Origin of the sequence: Sulfitobacter sp. DSM 110093, assembly GCF_022788715.1 — a bacterium.
GTDB lineage: Bacteria > Pseudomonadota > Alphaproteobacteria > Rhodobacterales > Rhodobacteraceae > Sulfitobacter.
Genome location: NZ_CP085167.1, coordinates 3,377,273 through 3,393,082 on the forward strand (window position 1 = coordinate 3,377,273; position 15,810 = coordinate 3,393,082).

Here is a 15,810-nt window from a genome sequence, read left to right on the forward strand (position 1 = left end):
CCCCTACCGCCCCGCCAGAATGGCGTCAGCGGCCTTTTCGGCGATCATCACCGTCGGCGAAGCCGTGTTGCCTGAGACGATCTTGGGCATGATCGAGGCATCAATCACCCGCAGTCCCTGCAACCCGTGCACCCGCAGATCGGCATCGACCACCGCCATTGGATCGCTGCCCATCTTGCAGGTGCCAACGGGGTGAAAGATCGTCGTGGCAATATCGCGCGCTTTGTCGAGCAGGTCTTCATCGCTCTGCACGGCCGGGCCGGGCAAGATTTCTTCGGGCGTGTAGGGGTGCAGCGCCTTGGCTGTCATAATGTGCCGCGCCTGCTTCATGGCCGCGACCGCGACGCGCTTGTCGCTCTCGGCGGAAAGATAGTTCAGGCGTATGTCGGGCTGAACCGCACTGTCGCGGCTGGTCAGATGGCAAGAGCCGATACTCTCGGGCCGCAGGTTGCAGACCGAAACGGTAATCGCCGGGAACGGGTGCAACTGATCGCCCAGCTTGTCGGTCGACAGGGGCTGCACGTGGTATTCCAGATCGGGCGTCTCAAGCGCCGGATCGGACTTTGTGAACATGCCGAACTGGCTGGGCGCCATCGCCAATGGGCCGCTGCGCCGCATGAGATATTCCAGCCCCATGCGCCCCTTCCCCCAAAGCGAATGGGTCATCGTGTTGAGCGTTTTGGTGTTCTGCACCTTATAGACGGTGCGGATCTGCAAATGGTCCTGAAGGTTCTCCCCCACGCCGGGCAGTTCATGCAACGTAGTGATGCCCATGCCACTCAAGAGCTCGCTTTGTCCAATGCCCGAGAGTTCGAGGATCTTGGGTGAGTTAATCGCCCCCGCCGACAACAGCACTTCGCCCTCGGCCACGGCGCGAAGGGCGCGGCCTTCGTGGGTAAAGCGCACGCCGGTCACGCGCTTGCCCTCCAGGATCAGCCCATTGGTATGGGCATGTGTCATCACCCGCAGGTTGGGCCGCTGCATCGCGGGGCGCAAGAAACCACGCGCCGTGTTCCAGCGCACACCGCCATGTTGGTTGACCTCAAAAAAGCCCGAGCCTTCGTTGTCGCCATCGTTGAAATCGGCACGCGGTTCGATCCCGAACTCCCGCGCGCCGTCCTGCACGGCCTCCAGAATGTCCCACCGCAGGCGCTGTTTGCTGACCTTCCACTCGCCGCCAGCGCTGTGCATGACGTTGCCACCCGCGTGGTGATCCTCGGACTTGAGGAAATAGGGCAGCACGTCGTCCCAGCTCCACCCGGTGTTGCCAAGCTGCCGCCAATGGTCATAGTCCGCCGCCTGCCCGCGCATGTAGATCATGCCGTTGATGGAGCTACAGCCGCCCAGCACCTTGCCGCGCGGATAGGTCAGAGAGCGCCCATTCAACCCCGGCTCAGGGGCGGTTTTCATCATCCAATCAGTGCGCGGATTGCCGATGCAATAGAGATACCCCACCGGCACCTTCACCCAGTGGTAGTTGTCATCCCCCCCGGCCTCGAGCAGCAGGACGTTATTGGTAGGATCAGCACTGAGACGGTTGGCAAGTACACAGCCTGCGGTGCCTGCACCGACGATGATATAATCATAATGGCCGTCTAGCTGTGTCTCATCATGCATGGTGATCCCCTCCCAATATGCCTGCGCCGCCTCCCGGCTCGATATTGGTAGAGCGCCCGGCGACAGGTCACAATCCCTGCCGTAAATGAGGGCACCGCCCCCTTTGCCGACCTTTTGCCACAAAGCCACATTTGCTGCGCTTCGCGTCCCCATTGCATCCGTTTGTTGCTTTTTTTGGCCCACAGGTGAATATGACCAGATTGGATATACTGCCCCGAAGCGCTAGATTTTCCCTTTAAGGAAGAGAATTTTATCGCCGCGCGGTGGCTAAATACGAAGGTTGGAACTGTTGCGGCGACCCGAATTTATATTGTTCCTCGGATGTCTTGCCATCACTTTTGGGGTGTTCCTTTACAGCAGCCGCAGCAACGATGCTGCCGCCGAACAGGCCTTTGACCGGATGGCCGAGGAAAGCCTGCAAAGCCTCGACGCGAGGATGCGTACCTACCTGCAAAGCCTCAACGGCGTCGCCGCGTTCATGAACGCCTCTGACGAGGTGACCGCCCGCGATTTTGCGCATTACGTCGACACGCTGGAAATCGACAGCTTCTTGCCCGGCATCAACGGCATTGGTTTCGTCGCTTCGGTGGCCAAGGGGACCGAGGCCGCATTCATCGAAGAAGTCACCGCCCTTGGAATCGAGGACTTCCGCATCCACCCAGATACCGGCAACGCCGAAAAGTTGGTGATCCAATATATCTATCCCCAAGGGCCGAATGCAGAGGCTGTCGGCCTCGACATCAGTTTTAACGACGACCGCCGCCGCGCTGCCCTGCGCGCCCGCGAAACCGGAGAGCCACAGCTAACACCGCGCATTCTGTTGGTGCAGGATAAGACGCGGCAGCCCGGTTTCCTTCTGCTCCGCCCGGTCTATACCGCGAATGCGGGCACGCAGGAAGCAGCGGTATTTTCCGGCTGGGTCTATGCGCCCTTTGTCGGTGCGAACCTTTTGAACGAGCTGACCCCCGCGCAGGGAGAGGCATATGACATCAAGGTATTCGATGGGCTGACCATAGCCCCAGAAAACCAGATTTTTGACAGCTCCGACAAAGATGCGGAGGGCGGACGCCATAGCGTCACACAAACAATCGAACGGTTCGGACGACCCTGGACAGTCGTCCAAGTTAGCACAGCCGGTTTCGACAGCGCCACGCATAGCGCCGTGCCGGAAATCTTGCTTATCTCTGGTATTTTGCTGGCGATCCTATTCTTTGTGGCCTTCCGCAGCCTGCGCCAACGCAGCGCAGCGCTCAGCCAACTTGCCGTCCTGCGCGAACGTCAGATCGACGCCCATGAAGAGGAAAACCGCTCGGTCATCGAAAACGCCGTGACGCCTGTGTTCCTGCTCGACAGCAAGGATCGCGTACGTTTCGCCAACCAAGCGGCACTGGTCTGTTTCGGCTATGGCCGCGAGGCGCTAGAAGGCATGGACTTTGCCGATCTTGTGACCGAACAGATCAATGATCACGACCATGAACAAGTCAATGCCGCGGGCAAGACCTGCTTTGGCCAAAAGCTAAAGCTCGACCTGCAACGCAACAGTTGGACCACCCACACCGGCGAGCGGCGCGTGACAGCGATTGTGCGCGATCTTACCTCGGAACTTGCGGTGCAGGATGAACTGGCGCGCAATAAGGCGCTTTATGACCTAGCCCTTGAAGGCGCGCAGATTGGCGTTTTCGACATTGACCTGCGCAGCGGCAAATCCGAGGTGTCAGACACATGGCGCCATATCTTGGGGATGGCGGATTACGAGCGGCTTGCCGATCCGCAGGCGGAATTTCTAAAACGGGTTCACCCCGATGACCTGCCCCTGCTCACCCAGACCGATCAAGCCTGCATTACAGGCCAGCAAAAGCGATCCGTGACCGAATACCGGATGAAGGTGGGCACCGGTGAATGGCGCTGGATGCGCTCTGACGCCGTGGTGACCGAACGTGATGAGAATGGCACCGCCCTGCGGATGGTCGGCACCCAGACAGATGTGACGGATGTCGTTCATGCGCGTAACGCTCTTGAAACCAGCGAGCGGCGGTTCCGGCAGGTGCTTGCCGCCGCACCGGTGGGCATGGCCATTCTTGGCGAAGGCGGCGTCTTTAACAGCGTAAACAGCGCGCTGTGTACGCTCTGCGGCTATAGCGAAGATGAACTGCTATCGAACACCAAACTGGGCGATCTGATGCCCGATGGCGATTTGCAGAAGCTTTACGGAGAGGTCCGCGGGCTAGTCGAATCCCGCAGTTCGCACACCTATCAGGCCGAATACCGCATCACGCATAAATTGGGCTATGAGCGTTGGGGCCTGTTCAACGTCTCTTGGACATTCGACAAGAACAACCGAAGCTATGTGTTCATCGTTCAGATCAACGACATCACCGATCAAAAGAAGCTTGAGCAGATCAAAAGCGAATTTGTCTCAACCGTCAGTCATGAGCTGCGCACTCCGCTCACCTCGATCAAAGGGGCATTGGGCCTGATCGACACCACGGACAACACGCGCCTTCTTCCGGCACATATTCGGCTGATCGACATCGCGCGCAGCAACGCCGACCGACTATCGCATATCGTGAACGATATCCTCGACCTCGAAAAAATCTCTTCTGGGGAGGTTCAGTTCGATTTTCATGACGTTGATTTGAACGACGTGATCAGCGATTCCGTGAATGAGATGTCGCCCTTTGCGACCACCCATAACAACACCTTGGGCCTGCAATTGCCCGAAAGCCCGCTGATGGTCAGGGTCGATGAAAGCCGCACTCGGCAGGTGCTGGCCAATCTGATCTCTAACGCCTGCAAATATTCCGATGCAGAGTCTGAGGTGCAAATCCGTGCCGAGCGGTTGGGCGACCGGGCGATTGTCTTTATTCAAAACACTGGCCCCGGCGTGCCTGAGAATTTCCGCCCGCGGATTTTTCAAGCTTTCTCTCAGGCGGATGGATCAGACACCCGCGCCAAGGGCGGTACCGGGTTGGGGCTGAACATCACCCGGCAGATTATCAAACGTCAGGATGGCACCATCGGCTTTGAAAGCATTCCGAATGGCGTCACCGTCTTTTGGTTCACCTGCCCCATCGCCAATGCCGAGACCACACAGTCGCCCACCCTGCCAGACATGCGAATTGCGGCGCGGGATGAAAAACTGCGTGTGCTGCACATCGAAGACGATCTGGATTTTGCTGAGGTCATCCGCACAGGATTGGACAGCGTTGCGGATGTGACCAATGTCACCAACCTTGCCCAAGCCCGAAAGTTGATCGGCAAAGACGAGCTTGATGTCGTGATCCTTGATTGGTCTTTGCCTGACGGTGATGCCCGCTCTTTGCTCGAAGATATTACCCGGCTGCACCCTGCCGCCAAGATCATCAGCCTTTCTGCCGACAACAATCGCGAACCCGACCCGCGGGTCGGGATTAACCTTATCAAATCACGGAGCGGCATTAGCTCGGTGGTCAATTCAATTACAGGAACAACCGCACGCGCATCCTAAAGCTGTTAACCCTACGGCATGACGCTAAAGTGCGGCATGCCATATTATTGCCAAGATGGTTTGCCAGTTTAATTAAATTACAACTCATAGGTCATGCTATAATTTGCAGCATGCACGCTTCTGGGCGAGGATTTACGAGTGTCGTCGAAGTCATTTAACAAACGTACCGCCGCCACATTTTTTCTGGGCAGCGCCATTTCAGGCAGCTGGTACACAGCAACTTCTGTACTGTTCGCAGGCCAGATCGGGGAGGTTCTGCCCGTGGTCGGCGCAATCGTTCTGGCGGGGATCACACCCTTTGCGGTGAACGCATTGCGATCAGGCCGCGATCAACCTCTTGAAAACCATGATATGGCGCAACGGCTTAAAGCGTTTGACAGCCATGCCATCGTGAACATTTTAGATACAGGCGGCATGCTGACACAGGTCAATGATCGCTTTATCGAACTGACCGGCTATACCCGCGACCAACTGATAGGTCAGCCAGTTTCGATGCTTTACAACGAACGGTCTCGCGAACTTGCTGCAGAAATGCGCACCGCTTTGATGCAGGGCAAGACATGGCAGGGCGAAACCCCGCTGTGCTGTGCCGACGGTCGGGTGATCCAGACACAATGCACCGTCATGCCGCTTTTTGACCACCAAGGAGCATGGGCCGGGTCAATCTCGGCCCGTACCGATGTGACCCACGCGAATGAGCTTTTGGCCGAGCGTGACACCGCTGAGACGCTGTATGAGCTGCGCGATGACATCTGGATCGTCGATGCCGAAACGCACCGCTTTAGCTATATGAATCGCGTCGCAATGAGCCGTACCGGTTGGCGCGACGATTCTTATTCAGAACGCACCCTCCAGGACCTTGCCGAAAAAAGCGGCAACCAAACCGTGCTTGAAGCCTGCCGCAGCCTTTCTGCCTCGGGCAAGGGAATGACCCAGTTCGACACAGAAATTATGGGCAATCACTTTCAGGTCACGATCAAACTGCTCCCCATCGGCGGCACGGCGGGGCGCTTCTTAATCATGATGCACGACATTACGGACATCATCGACGAAGAGCGGATGAAGTCCGAGTTCATCTCGATGGTCAGCCATGAGCTGCGCTCGCCGCTTACCTCGATCAAAGGGTCGATGGGGCTGCTTTTGTCGCGGGCGGCGGGTGAACTGCCCAGCAAGGCACGGGCCCTGTTGGAGATATCGCACCGCAATGCAGACCGCTTGGTATTGATCATCAATGACATTCTTGATCTTGAAAAAATCTCGAATGGGCGGCTGGAATTCAACCTTCAACAGACTGATATGTCTGAGCTTCTTCGGGAAACGAGTGCCGCCAACGCCTCGCTTGAACAGCGCCACGGCGTACGCATTCAAGTTGAAAACGCCGATAACCTCATGCAGGTCGTCACGGATCCAAACCGGGTCATTCAGGTGCTGACAAACTTCCTATCCAACGCGGCCAAATTCTCGAAACCCGGTGAGCGGATCGTCATCCGCGCCGAAGAGACGGACGATGAATTGCGCATTTCTGTGTCGGACCGGGGGCCGGGCATTCCGGCATCTGAAGAGCACAAAGTGTTCCAGCGTTTCGCCGATCTGTCCAACTCAAGCCGCGCTGAAAAGGGCGGTACGGGGCTTGGCCTTAGCGTGTGCAAGGCCATCGTCGAAAACCTTGGTGGTAAAATAGGTTTTGACAGCCGCGAGGGATTTGGTACGACATTTTACTTTACCCTGCCGAAGAAAAATTTTCAGGTAGCGGCAGAGGAACCGGCTTCGTTGCTGCGCGAAGCCTCCTAGAGAGAGTACGGAATGATCAAACTGCTGCACGTCGAAGATGACGCGGATATTCGGGAAATCGCGCTGATGGCGCTTGAGCTGAGCGGCGATTTCGATGTCGTCCAGTGCGAGACCGGAGAAGTGGCGCTGAAACAGGTTCAGTCCTACACCCCCGATGTTATCCTGCTCGACATGATGATGCCCGGCATGACGGGTCGCCAGACCCTTGAAAAAATGCGTGAGATGGACAGCCTGCGCGATGTGCCGGCAATCTTTATGACCGCTCGTGCCCAGCATAATGAAATTGAAGAACTGCGCGATCTGGGGGCGGCTGATGTCATCAGCAAACCGTTTGACCCCATCGCCCTGGCCGATCAGGTCAAAGCAGCGATGCAGAGCGCCTAAGCCAGGATCCCCTCAGTTTGCCATTCCGGCGATCTGTTGTGAGTTGTAATGAATAAGGACGTGCCTCGGCGGGCACGGCCGCCACGTCATTAGGCGTGAGCGTCGATTTCTTTACGACACTGTGCAACGAAACCATCCAGTTCCGAGATGATCTCGATAGGGCAATCCGCCCGGTTGGCGCTTGGCCCGGCCAGATGGTCCACGATCTGCGTCTCACATTTACGCGCCATACGGCCCAGATCTTCGAACCCCAAGGATCCAGCGCTGCCTGCAATCTGGTGCAGGATGGCCTGCGCGCTTGCCAGATTTCCTTTGATCTCTTCCACAGTCGTCGCGTCCCACGCCGCGAGCCCATGGCTTGCAATCTGCGTCTGACGCTCGGCCAACATTTCGACAAAGCGCTTGCGGATGCGCTCTATGCCGGGAAGTTCAGCTAACATTTTAGTCATGCCTGTTGATCATTCTGCCAAAAGTCATTGAGCGATTTCGTATGTGCCACACTGGCGGCTTCTGCACTTGCATGGGCCTGCGCCAGCGCGTCCATGACGGAATTGCCGCTCTTCCAAATCAGCCGCACGGCCTCGCCCGAACTGACACGCGGGTGAACGCGCTCGCCATTATTGTCGAATAATTCAGTTTGAGACAACTCAAAGTTAACCGCATCCATCAACCCGCCCATATTCGGGCGCCAGCCGCTTTCCGTGATGCACACAAATGTGCCGTTACCCGCGTAGGACATGAGCACCTGATGATCGACAAGCGTGTCGGACAGGATCTCGGCCACATCGGACACAAGGCTGTAGAACTCAAACGAGGTCATCGTCGCGTGGAAAGCGTCCACCTCGCGGATGGTGAATGCAAAGGCGGTAGAGCCGAACAGAGCGCTGCGCGAAAGCTGTGCGACGTAGTTCTCCATCGCGGTGTAATCGATCACATTGTCCACGTCATAGATCGGGATTGGCTCAAACAGCTCCATATGGGTGGCTTGGTCCGCGATCGTTTTGGCGGCAAAGATTTTCTTGGTTCGCTGCTGGCGCTCTTTCACCATGCCTTCGACCAGTCCGATGCGTGCTTTCAGTTCGGCAATCTCGAACGGTTTGGTCACATAGTCGGTGGCCCCGGCAGCAAAAGCCGCATCGATATAGCGTTTGTCGGACATCGCGGTCAGCATCAGGATCGGCGTATCGGCATGGCGCGAGGAATTGCGAATGTGCTGCGCCAGTTCGATCCCATCCATCCCCGGCATCTGAATATCAAGCATGAAGCAATCAATCGGCCCAAGGTTCGGATCGCCCAACATATCAACCGCGTGCAGAGCCGATGGGGCGGTCGTCAGTTCATGCGCGCCGATGATCTCTACAAATTGCCCAAGCAATTCGAGGATAATCGGATCGTCATCCACCGCCAGAATTCTCATTACATCTCTCCACAGATAAAAAACTTTGGGCCCCAAACTGGACGGGCCGCTGCTTCCTCCTAATTTCCCTGTGAAGTGTGGCCTAATTTGGGCGATTCCTTAGTAAATAGACGACAAACCGAGGTACTGTTTCCATTCCGATGCATTTTTTCCAAAACTAATCTGCAAATTTTACCGGATCTCCTTTTTGCGGAACTTCCGGTCAAGTCTCACTCAATTGTGATTCTTCAAACGAAAATGGCCCGACGTTTCCGCCGGGCCATTCGATCTTTGATGTTTTCAAGTCTTAGCCCAAGGTCGCCTTGATCGCATCAGCGGTGGCACCCACAACCTTATCCGCTTCTTCGCGGGTCAGGCAGAAGGGCGGCGCAAAGCCGATGATGTCACCTTGGGGCATGGCGCGGGCGATCACACCTGCTTTGACCATATCGCCAACGATGGTCGGCACCACTTTGCGCGCCGGATCAAACTGCGTGCGGCCATCGCGATCTTCGACCAACTCCACGGCACAGAGCATACCTTCGCCGCGAATGTCGCCCACCTTGGGGTGGTCGCCCAATGCGGCCTTCATCTGAGCATTCAGATAGCCGCCCACGTCCGAGGCATTCTCGATCAGCTTCAGATCATCGATCAGCTTGAGGTTCGCGATCCCGGCAGCGGCCCCGATGGGGTGCGCCGAATAGGTCCAGCCGTGGCCGATGGGGCCGTTTTCATCGGTGCCCTGCTCCAGCACTTTCCACATCTTGTCACCAACGATCGAACCCGACAGCGGCGCATAGGCCGAGGTCAAACCCTTGGCGATGGTGATCAGGTCCGGCTTCATCCCGTAGTGGTCCGAGCCGAACATGCTGCCCAGACGGCCAAAGCCGGTGACAACCTCATCCGCGACCAGCAGGATGTCGTGTTTGTTCAGCACCTCCTGCACGGCAGCCCAATAGCCTTCGGGCGGCGGCACGATGCCCCCGGTCCCCAGAACCGGCTCCCCGATGAAGGCGGCGATGGTGTCGGCACCTTCGCGTTCGATCAGCGCTTCCAATTCGCCCACCAGATGCGCGGTGAACTCTGCTTCGCTCATGTTGGCGTCGGGGCGGCGGTAGTAATAGGGCGCGTCGGTGTGGACCACCTGCGCCAGCGGCAGGTCGAATTTCTTGTGGAACAGCTCCAGTCCAGTCAGCGAGCCGGTGACAAGGCCCGACCCGTGATACCCCCGCCAGCGCGAGATGATCTTTTTCTTCTCAGGACGGCCAAGGATGTTGTTGTAGTACCAGATCAGCTTGACGTTGGTCTCATTTGCGTCCGATCCACCAAGGCCGAAATAGACCTTGCTCATGCCTTCAGGCGCGCGGTCGAGGATCATTTTCGACAGGGTGATGCTCGCCTCGGTGCCGTGGCCGACGTAAGAATGGTAATAGGCCAATTCATGCGCCTGCTCGGCAATCGCCTCGGCAATCTCGGTCCGGCCATAGCCCACGTTCACGCAGTAGAGGCCGGCAAAAGCGTCGAGCATCTGGTTGCCGTCGCGGTCGGTGATATGGCTGCCTTTGGCGGTCTTAATCACACGGGTCGGGCTTTCGCCGCGCGCGTGCTGCGCCAGATGGGTGGAGGGGTGAAAGAAATTTTCACGGTCCCATTGTTCAAGCATATCGTTCTTCAGCATTGGTCTTTCCTTTCTTCCGACGCGCCTTTGCGCCGTATCTTCAAATCTCAGGCCCAGTCACGGCAGACGTATTTGACTTCCGTAAAGGCTTCGAGCCCCAGCCGCGAGCCTTCGCGTCCGATGCCCGATTGTTTCGTCCCGCCAAAGGGGATCGGCGCGCCGGTCACCTTGGTGCGGTTCACCGCCACCATGCCGAAACACAGCGCCCGGCTGGCGCGGTAGATGCGGCGTGGGTCTTGGCTGTGGACATAGGCCACCAACCCGTATTCCGTGTCATTGGCCCGTGTGATAGCCTCATCCTCACTGTCGAAGGCCGCGATGGCGGCCACGGGGCCAAAGGTCTCTTCACGCATGATCAGCGCGTCCGCAGGCACATCCGCCAGCACCGTCGGCTCAAAGAACAGCGGCCCCGCTGCGTGACGTTTGCCACCACAAAGCAGCCGCGCCCCACGGTCAAGCGCATCTTTGACGTGTTCCTCTTGTTTGGCGACTGCTTTCTCGTTCATCAGGGGGCCGATGTCGGGATCGTCCGCGCCGATGCCCACGGTCAGCGCCTGCGTCGCTGCGGTGAACCGCGCGCAGAAGGTCGCGTAGCTGTCGCGGGCAATGAAGAAGCGGTTGGCACCGAGGCAGTCCTGACCGGAGGTGGCGAACTTGGCCTTGATCGCCTCTTCGACCGCGCGGTCCATATCGGCATCATCGAACATGATGAAAGGCGCATGGCCGCCGAGTTCCAGCACCAAGCGTTTCACACTGTCGGATGCCTGACGGTACAGCAGCTTGCCAATCTCGGTAGACCCGGTGAAGGAGATCGCCCGCACGCGGTTGTCCTCCATCCACGGCTTCACGATCTCCGGCGCTTCGCCAGTGACGACGTTGAACACGCCCTTGGGCAGCCCGGCCTGCTCGCCCAACTCGGCCAAGGCAAGCGCCGAGAATGGCGTCTCTGCCGAAGGATGTGCCACCACGGTGCAGCCCGCCGCCAGCGCGGCACCTGCCTTGCGGGTCAGCATGGCCGAAGGGAAGTTCCACGGGGTGATGAGCGCGGCCACGCCCACCGGCTCGCGCCAGATTTCCACCTCGGCATCCGGAAGATGCGAGGTGACGCCTTCGATGTTTGGGCGGCGCGCCTCTTCGGAATAGAACTCAAAGAAAGACGCGGCATAGTCGATCTCTCCGCGCGATTCCGAGATCGGCTTGCCCTGTTCGGCGGTCATGATCCGCGCCAGATCCTCGCGATTTTCTAGCATCAGATCGCGCCAGCGGCGCAGGATGGCACCACGCTCTTGCGGCAACAGCCCGGCCCAATGGGGAAAGGCGGCATGGGCGGCATCCACAGCGGCGCGGCTGTCATCGGCGTTAAGCTTAGCCACCGACCCCAAGACCGCACCGCTTGCCGGGTCAGTCACCTTGAAGTCATCGCTCTGCGCGCCAGCGACCCATGCGCCGCCGACATAAGCGAAATGGCGGGCCAGCTCGCCCCGCGTCAGCGCGGGCAGACCATCGGCGGGGGTTGGGATCATCTTGGTCATCGGGCACCTCCTTGGGATGAATTGCCCCGAAGGTAAGACAGGATGCGGCGCGGGTTTGACCGAATATCAGCCGATCCGCAGGAGGTTTTGCGGCGCGGCCCCCTGCCCGCCGCAAAAACTACGGCGGCTCAGCTTTTGTCTTCGGGCAAGAGCAGCGACAGCGGCAGCGGTGCCGATTTGACCGATTTGGTGACCACATAGGTGAAATAGCGCGTCAGCCCGGCCTGCTGATCCAAAAGCGCATCCATCAGACGTTGGTAGCTGTCGATGTCGCGGGTGACGACCTGTAGCAGATAGTCAAAACCGCCGCCCAAGGCCCAGCACTGGACGATCTCATCATGCTGCGCGATCACGGCCTCGAAGCGTTGAAACGCCTCGGCCCGGTGGTTGCCCAGTTCAGCCTGCACAAAGACAGTGACATGCGGGGCGATGCGGCGCAGGGCGACATGGGCTTGATAGCCGGTGATGATGCCCGCAGACTCCAACCGCGCCAGCCGTTCACCGCAGGCGGTGGGGCTAAGATTAACCTTATCGGCAAGCGCAGATTTGGCGATGCGCCCCTCGCGAGAGAGGATCGAAAGCACCGCGATATCGCGTTTATCCAGTTTGACAAAGCTCATGGCAGTTTCATGCGAGCGCAGGTCAGACTTGTCAATTGTCATGATTGTGGTGATCATCCAGATCATGACAAAATGGCGCCCAGACCCCGGATCCCTGACCCGACCTGCCTACCGATCACTCGTTCAGACGATTGAAACGGCGATTCAGAATGGCGTGCTCAAACCCGGAGACCGGATGCCGACGCAGCGCCAACTGGCGTTCGATCTGTCGCTTAGCGTGCAAACCGTCAGCCGCGCCTATGACAAGCTGGTCGAGGCGGGCAAGATCGTCGGAGAGGTGGGGCGCGGCACTTTCGTACGCGCGGCGAGCGATGAGATCTCCATGCCCTTCGTCAGCCGCAAGGCCGCCGGGCGGTTGCTGGACATGTCGATCCTGAAACCTGTGCTGGATCACGCCCATGAAGAGGCGATGCAAAAGACGCTCCGCGCCATGGCGCGGTCCCTGCCCCGCGCGATGATGGGCGGGTTTCGCCAAGACCTCCGCGCCGGGGACAGCAGCAGCGCGGTGCGACGCTGGCTCTCGCTCTGCGGGTTGGATCTGCAGGGGATGGCGGTGATTCCGACCAACGGCAGCACCAGCGCGATGACCGTGGCGATGATGACGGCGGCCCAACCCGGCGATCTGATCGTCAGCGAAGACATCGGCCATCACACCCTGCGCCCCCTTGCCCGCTTTTTAGGCATCCGTCTGCAAGGAGTGAGCGTCGACGCGGGCGGCATCTGCCCCGAGGCGCTGGAGCGGATCTGCGCGAAAGAGCCTGTCAAAGCCGTCTACCTGATCCCCAATGGGGCCAATCCGCTGGCCTTTACCATGACGGAAAACCGCCGCGCGGCGGTGATCGAGGTGGCAAGACGCCATGACCTGCTGATCATCGAAAACCAATCATGGGGGCCGCTGCAAGACGCGCCGCCACCGCCGATGGCAGCCATGGCGCCAGAACGGGTGCTCTATTTCACCAGCCTCACGAAATGCCTGATGCCCGGGCTGCGGGTCGGCTATCTTGTGGTGCCGGACCACCTTGGCGCCTCGGCGGGCAACCGGCATATGGTGACCAGTTGGATGGCCACCAATATGATGACTGAAATCGCCGGGCGCTGGATCGAGGAAGGGACCGCCCAAACCCTGCTCAACCGTCAGCAACTGGCCCTGCGTGACCGTGCCGACTTCGCCGCCAATGTCTTTCGCGGACTCGACATGCGCACCAGTCCAAACGGGCTGCACCTTTGGCTGCCTTGCCATGACACCTACGAAGAGGCCGAACTGGTCAAATCCATCCGCGAGAGTGGGGTCGCCGTGGCCAATGGGGCCAGCTTTGCCATCGGCCCGCCGGACCGTCATCCGGGGCTGCGCGTCTCAATCGGGGGGCAATCCTTTCCTGAATTTGCCCGCGGGATTCGCATGATCGATGCAAGATTACGCAACAGGGGTAGGACCGGGTGACTGTGAGAGCGTCTCAAATTGTCATGGATCAATATTCACATTGACATGATTGGGATCGGTTTAAATGATCTAACAGTCAGGACATTAGTTTCGCTGCGGCCTTTGTGCTGCGCGGGCAATAAATGAAAGGGAGTAACATGGCTATTTTCAAGACCGTAATCACCGGGGGTATCCTCGCAGCCGTGACGAGTGTCGCAGGCGCGGCCTCTGCCGACACATGGCGCTATGCCTTCGAAGAAGCACTGGACGAAGTGCAGGGCAAATACGCCCAGAAGTTCAAAGAAGAAGTCGAAGCGAACTCCGACCACGAAGTTCAGCTTTTCCCATACGGCACCTTGGGTGAATCCGTCGACACGATGGAGCAGGCGCAAGCCGGCATCTTGCAGTTCGTGGACCAGTCGCCCGGCTTTACCGGCGCGCTGATCCCCGAAGCGCAGGTGTTCTTCGTGCCTTATCTGCTGCCGCAGGACGGTGAGCAACTCAACGAGTTCTTCCGTACCTCCAAGGCCATCAACGAGATGTTCCCCGCGCTCTATGCAGAGCAAGGTCTGGAACTGCTCAGAATGTTCCCCGAAGGCGAAGTCTGCATGACCACGCAAGAGCCGGTCAAAACGCCCGAAGACCTTAACGAGGTCAAGTTCCGCGTCATGACCAACCCGCTCTTGGTGGAAAGCTACAAAGCCTTCGGCGCGACGCCAACACCGCTGCCATGGGGCGAAGTCTATGGCGCGATGCAGACCGGCATCATCCAAGGTCAGGAAAACCCGGGCTTCTATCTGGAATCCACCAAGATGTATGAGGTGACAGACGTCATCACCTGCATCGGCCACAACAACTTCACCACCGCTGTGATGGCCAACAAGGATTTCTATGAGGGTCTGTCCGATGAGGACAAAGAGGTTGTGCAGAACGCTTCTGACGCGGCATTCGATTATATCCTCGAATACCAGTCCGGCCTGCAGGAAAAGTCGCTGGAAAACATCGCAGCGGCGAAGCCTGACATGCAGATCAACATCCTGTCCGAAGAAGAGCGTCAGCCCTTCAAAGACAAGGCTGCATCGGTCGAAGAAGCCTTCATCGAGATGACAGGTGACAGCGGCAAGGAAATCCTTGAGCAATTCAAGGCCGACCTCGAATCCGTTAAGTAAACGCACCCTTTCACCCTCCGGCACTGTCCGGGGGGTGACCTTATTTTGACGCGATCCATTTTGAACCATTCACGGGATGACGCCGGTGACGGAAGACAACCACAGTTCGCAACTGCAATCGCAGACAGATACCACCGGCACTGATGACGCCCCCGTTGGCACCTATAAATCCACCCTACCCGGCCCTTTGGGCACAATCGACAACGCGATCAGCTGGCTTGAGTCTGTGATGCTCGCCGCTGGTGTTTTGTTGATGGCCGCCAATACGATTGCCAATGTCGTGGGCCGTTTCGTTTTCCAAAGCTCGATCTTCTTTTCCGAAGAACTGAACAGCATCCTGATCATCCTCATCACCTTCGCGGGCATTTCATATGCCGCGCGACATGGGCGGCATATCCGCATGTCGGCGATTTTCGACGCCCTGCCGCCACGGCCCCGCAAGGTGCTGATGATCTTTATCGCCTTTGTCACCGCCGTCTTCATGTTCGGCCTCGCGTGGTACGCGCTGCAATATATCATGACCCAAGCAGGGCGCGGGCGCCTGTTGCCAGCGCTGCAAGTCCCGGTCTGGTGGACGCTGGTCTGGGTGCCCTTCGGCTTTTTCATGACGGGGCTGCAATACCTGCTGACCGCCATCAAAAACATTATTGAGCCTGACATTTACCTGTCGACCAGCGTGCTGGAAGGCTACGACGACAACGAGCGGGAGGTCTAAG

General features: G+C 58.4%; 12 protein-coding genes. 6 read left to right on the plus strand and 6 right to left on the minus strand.

The features are described 5' to 3' along the window. Positions 1-3: 3 nt before the first annotated feature. Positions 4-1,617 carry a GMC family oxidoreductase N-terminal domain-containing protein gene (locus DSM110093_RS16510; RefSeq protein WP_243266085.1) on the minus strand — a complete coding sequence of 538 codons (1,614 nt, stop codon included), beginning with the start codon at positions 1,615-1,617 and terminating at the stop codon, positions 4-6. A gap of 289 nt (positions 1,618-1,906) precedes the next feature. On the opposite strand from DSM110093_RS16510, the gene DSM110093_RS16515 reads away from it, so the two are divergent. The 3 genes from DSM110093_RS16515 to DSM110093_RS16525 all read left to right on the plus strand — a co-directional run bounded on the left by DSM110093_RS16515 (position 1,907) and on the right by DSM110093_RS16525 (position 7,279). Further along, positions 1,907-5,104, plus strand: a complete 3,198-nt coding sequence (locus DSM110093_RS16515) for a CHASE domain-containing protein (protein ID WP_243266086.1) — start codon at positions 1,907-1,909, stop codon at positions 5,102-5,104. 138 nt (positions 5,105-5,242) lie between these two features. Continuing rightward, entirely contained in the window at positions 5,243-6,895 is a 1,653-nt protein-coding gene (locus tag DSM110093_RS16520) for an ATP-binding protein (protein ID WP_243266087.1), read from the plus strand. Between the two features lie 12 nt (positions 6,896-6,907). Beyond that, positions 6,908-7,279 (plus strand): response regulator, encoded by a 372-nt coding sequence (locus tag DSM110093_RS16525; RefSeq protein ID WP_243266088.1) that lies wholly within the window; start codon positions 6,908-6,910, stop codon positions 7,277-7,279. 89 nt (positions 7,280-7,368) lie between these two features. Here DSM110093_RS16525 and DSM110093_RS16530 read toward each other — a convergent pair whose 3' ends face one another. The 5 genes from DSM110093_RS16530 to DSM110093_RS16550 form a co-directional block, all read right to left on the minus strand. After that, complete coding sequence (locus tag DSM110093_RS16530) at positions 7,369-7,728, minus strand: Hpt domain-containing protein (protein WP_243266089.1); 360 nt, start codon at positions 7,726-7,728, stop codon at positions 7,369-7,371. Then, positions 7,725-8,696, minus strand: a complete 972-nt coding sequence (locus DSM110093_RS16535) for a response regulator (protein ID WP_243266090.1) — start codon at positions 8,694-8,696, stop codon at positions 7,725-7,727. The genes DSM110093_RS16530 and DSM110093_RS16535 overlap by 4 nt, the downstream gene beginning before the upstream one ends. A gap of 286 nt (positions 8,697-8,982) precedes the next feature. After that, positions 8,983-10,353: an aspartate aminotransferase family protein gene (locus DSM110093_RS16540; protein WP_243266091.1), complete on the minus strand. Its 1,371-nt coding sequence runs from the start codon at positions 10,351-10,353 to the stop codon at positions 8,983-8,985. Positions 10,354-10,400: 47 nt separating this feature from the next. Beyond that, on the minus strand, positions 10,401-11,885 hold the full coding sequence (locus DSM110093_RS16545; RefSeq protein WP_243266092.1) for an NAD-dependent succinate-semialdehyde dehydrogenase: 1,485 nt from the start codon (positions 11,883-11,885) through the stop codon (positions 10,401-10,403). Between the two features lie 128 nt (positions 11,886-12,013). Next, positions 12,014-12,547: an Lrp/AsnC family transcriptional regulator gene (locus DSM110093_RS16550; RefSeq protein WP_243266093.1), complete on the minus strand. Its 534-nt coding sequence runs from the start codon at positions 12,545-12,547 to the stop codon at positions 12,014-12,016. Positions 12,548-12,569: 22 nt separating this feature from the next. On the opposite strand from DSM110093_RS16550, the gene DSM110093_RS16555 reads away from it, so the two are divergent. From DSM110093_RS16555 to DSM110093_RS16565, 3 genes are all read left to right on the plus strand, one after another. Next, on the plus strand, positions 12,570-13,946 hold the full coding sequence (locus DSM110093_RS16555; RefSeq protein ID WP_243266094.1) for a PLP-dependent aminotransferase family protein: 1,377 nt from the start codon (positions 12,570-12,572) through the stop codon (positions 13,944-13,946). A gap of 137 nt (positions 13,947-14,083) precedes the next feature. After that, positions 14,084-15,094 (plus strand): TRAP transporter substrate-binding protein DctP, encoded by a 1,011-nt coding sequence (gene dctP, locus DSM110093_RS16560; protein ID WP_243266095.1) that lies wholly within the window; start codon positions 14,084-14,086, stop codon positions 15,092-15,094. 76 nt (positions 15,095-15,170) lie between these two features. Then, positions 15,171-15,809, plus strand: coding sequence for a TRAP transporter small permease (locus DSM110093_RS16565; RefSeq protein WP_206054276.1), 639 nt, complete (start codon positions 15,171-15,173; stop codon positions 15,807-15,809). The last annotated feature ends 1 nt before the right edge of the window (position 15,810 follow it).

What these genes read in the sequence shown, in the direction of transcription:
- DSM110093_RS16510 (WP_243266085.1), bottom strand. Translation starts at nt 1,617, where the DNA reads ATGCATGATGAGACACAGCTAGACGGCCATTATGATTATATCATCGTC.
- DSM110093_RS16525 (WP_243266088.1), top strand. Translation starts at nt 6,908, where the DNA reads ATGATCAAACTGCTGCACGTCGAAGATGACGCGGATATTCGGGAAATC.
- DSM110093_RS16530 (WP_243266089.1), bottom strand. Translation starts at nt 7,728, where the DNA reads ATGACTAAAATGTTAGCTGAACTTCCCGGCATAGAGCGCATCCGCAAG.
- DSM110093_RS16535 (WP_243266090.1), bottom strand. Translation starts at nt 8,696, where the DNA reads ATGAGAATTCTGGCGGTGGATGACGATCCGATTATCCTCGAATTGCTT.
- DSM110093_RS16540 (WP_243266091.1), bottom strand. Translation starts at nt 10,353, where the DNA reads ATGCTGAAGAACGATATGCTTGAACAATGGGACCGTGAAAATTTCTTT.
- DSM110093_RS16545 (WP_243266092.1), bottom strand. Translation starts at nt 11,885, where the DNA reads ATGACCAAGATGATCCCAACCCCCGCCGATGGTCTGCCCGCGCTGACG.
- DSM110093_RS16550 (WP_243266093.1), bottom strand. Translation starts at nt 12,547, where the DNA reads ATGACAATTGACAAGTCTGACCTGCGCTCGCATGAAACTGCCATGAGC.
- DSM110093_RS16555 (WP_243266094.1), top strand. Translation starts at nt 12,570, where the DNA reads ATGACAAAATGGCGCCCAGACCCCGGATCCCTGACCCGACCTGCCTAC.
- dctP (WP_243266095.1), top strand. Translation starts at nt 14,084, where the DNA reads ATGGCTATTTTCAAGACCGTAATCACCGGGGGTATCCTCGCAGCCGTG.
- DSM110093_RS16565 (WP_206054276.1), top strand. Translation starts at nt 15,171, where the DNA reads ATGACGCCGGTGACGGAAGACAACCACAGTTCGCAACTGCAATCGCAG.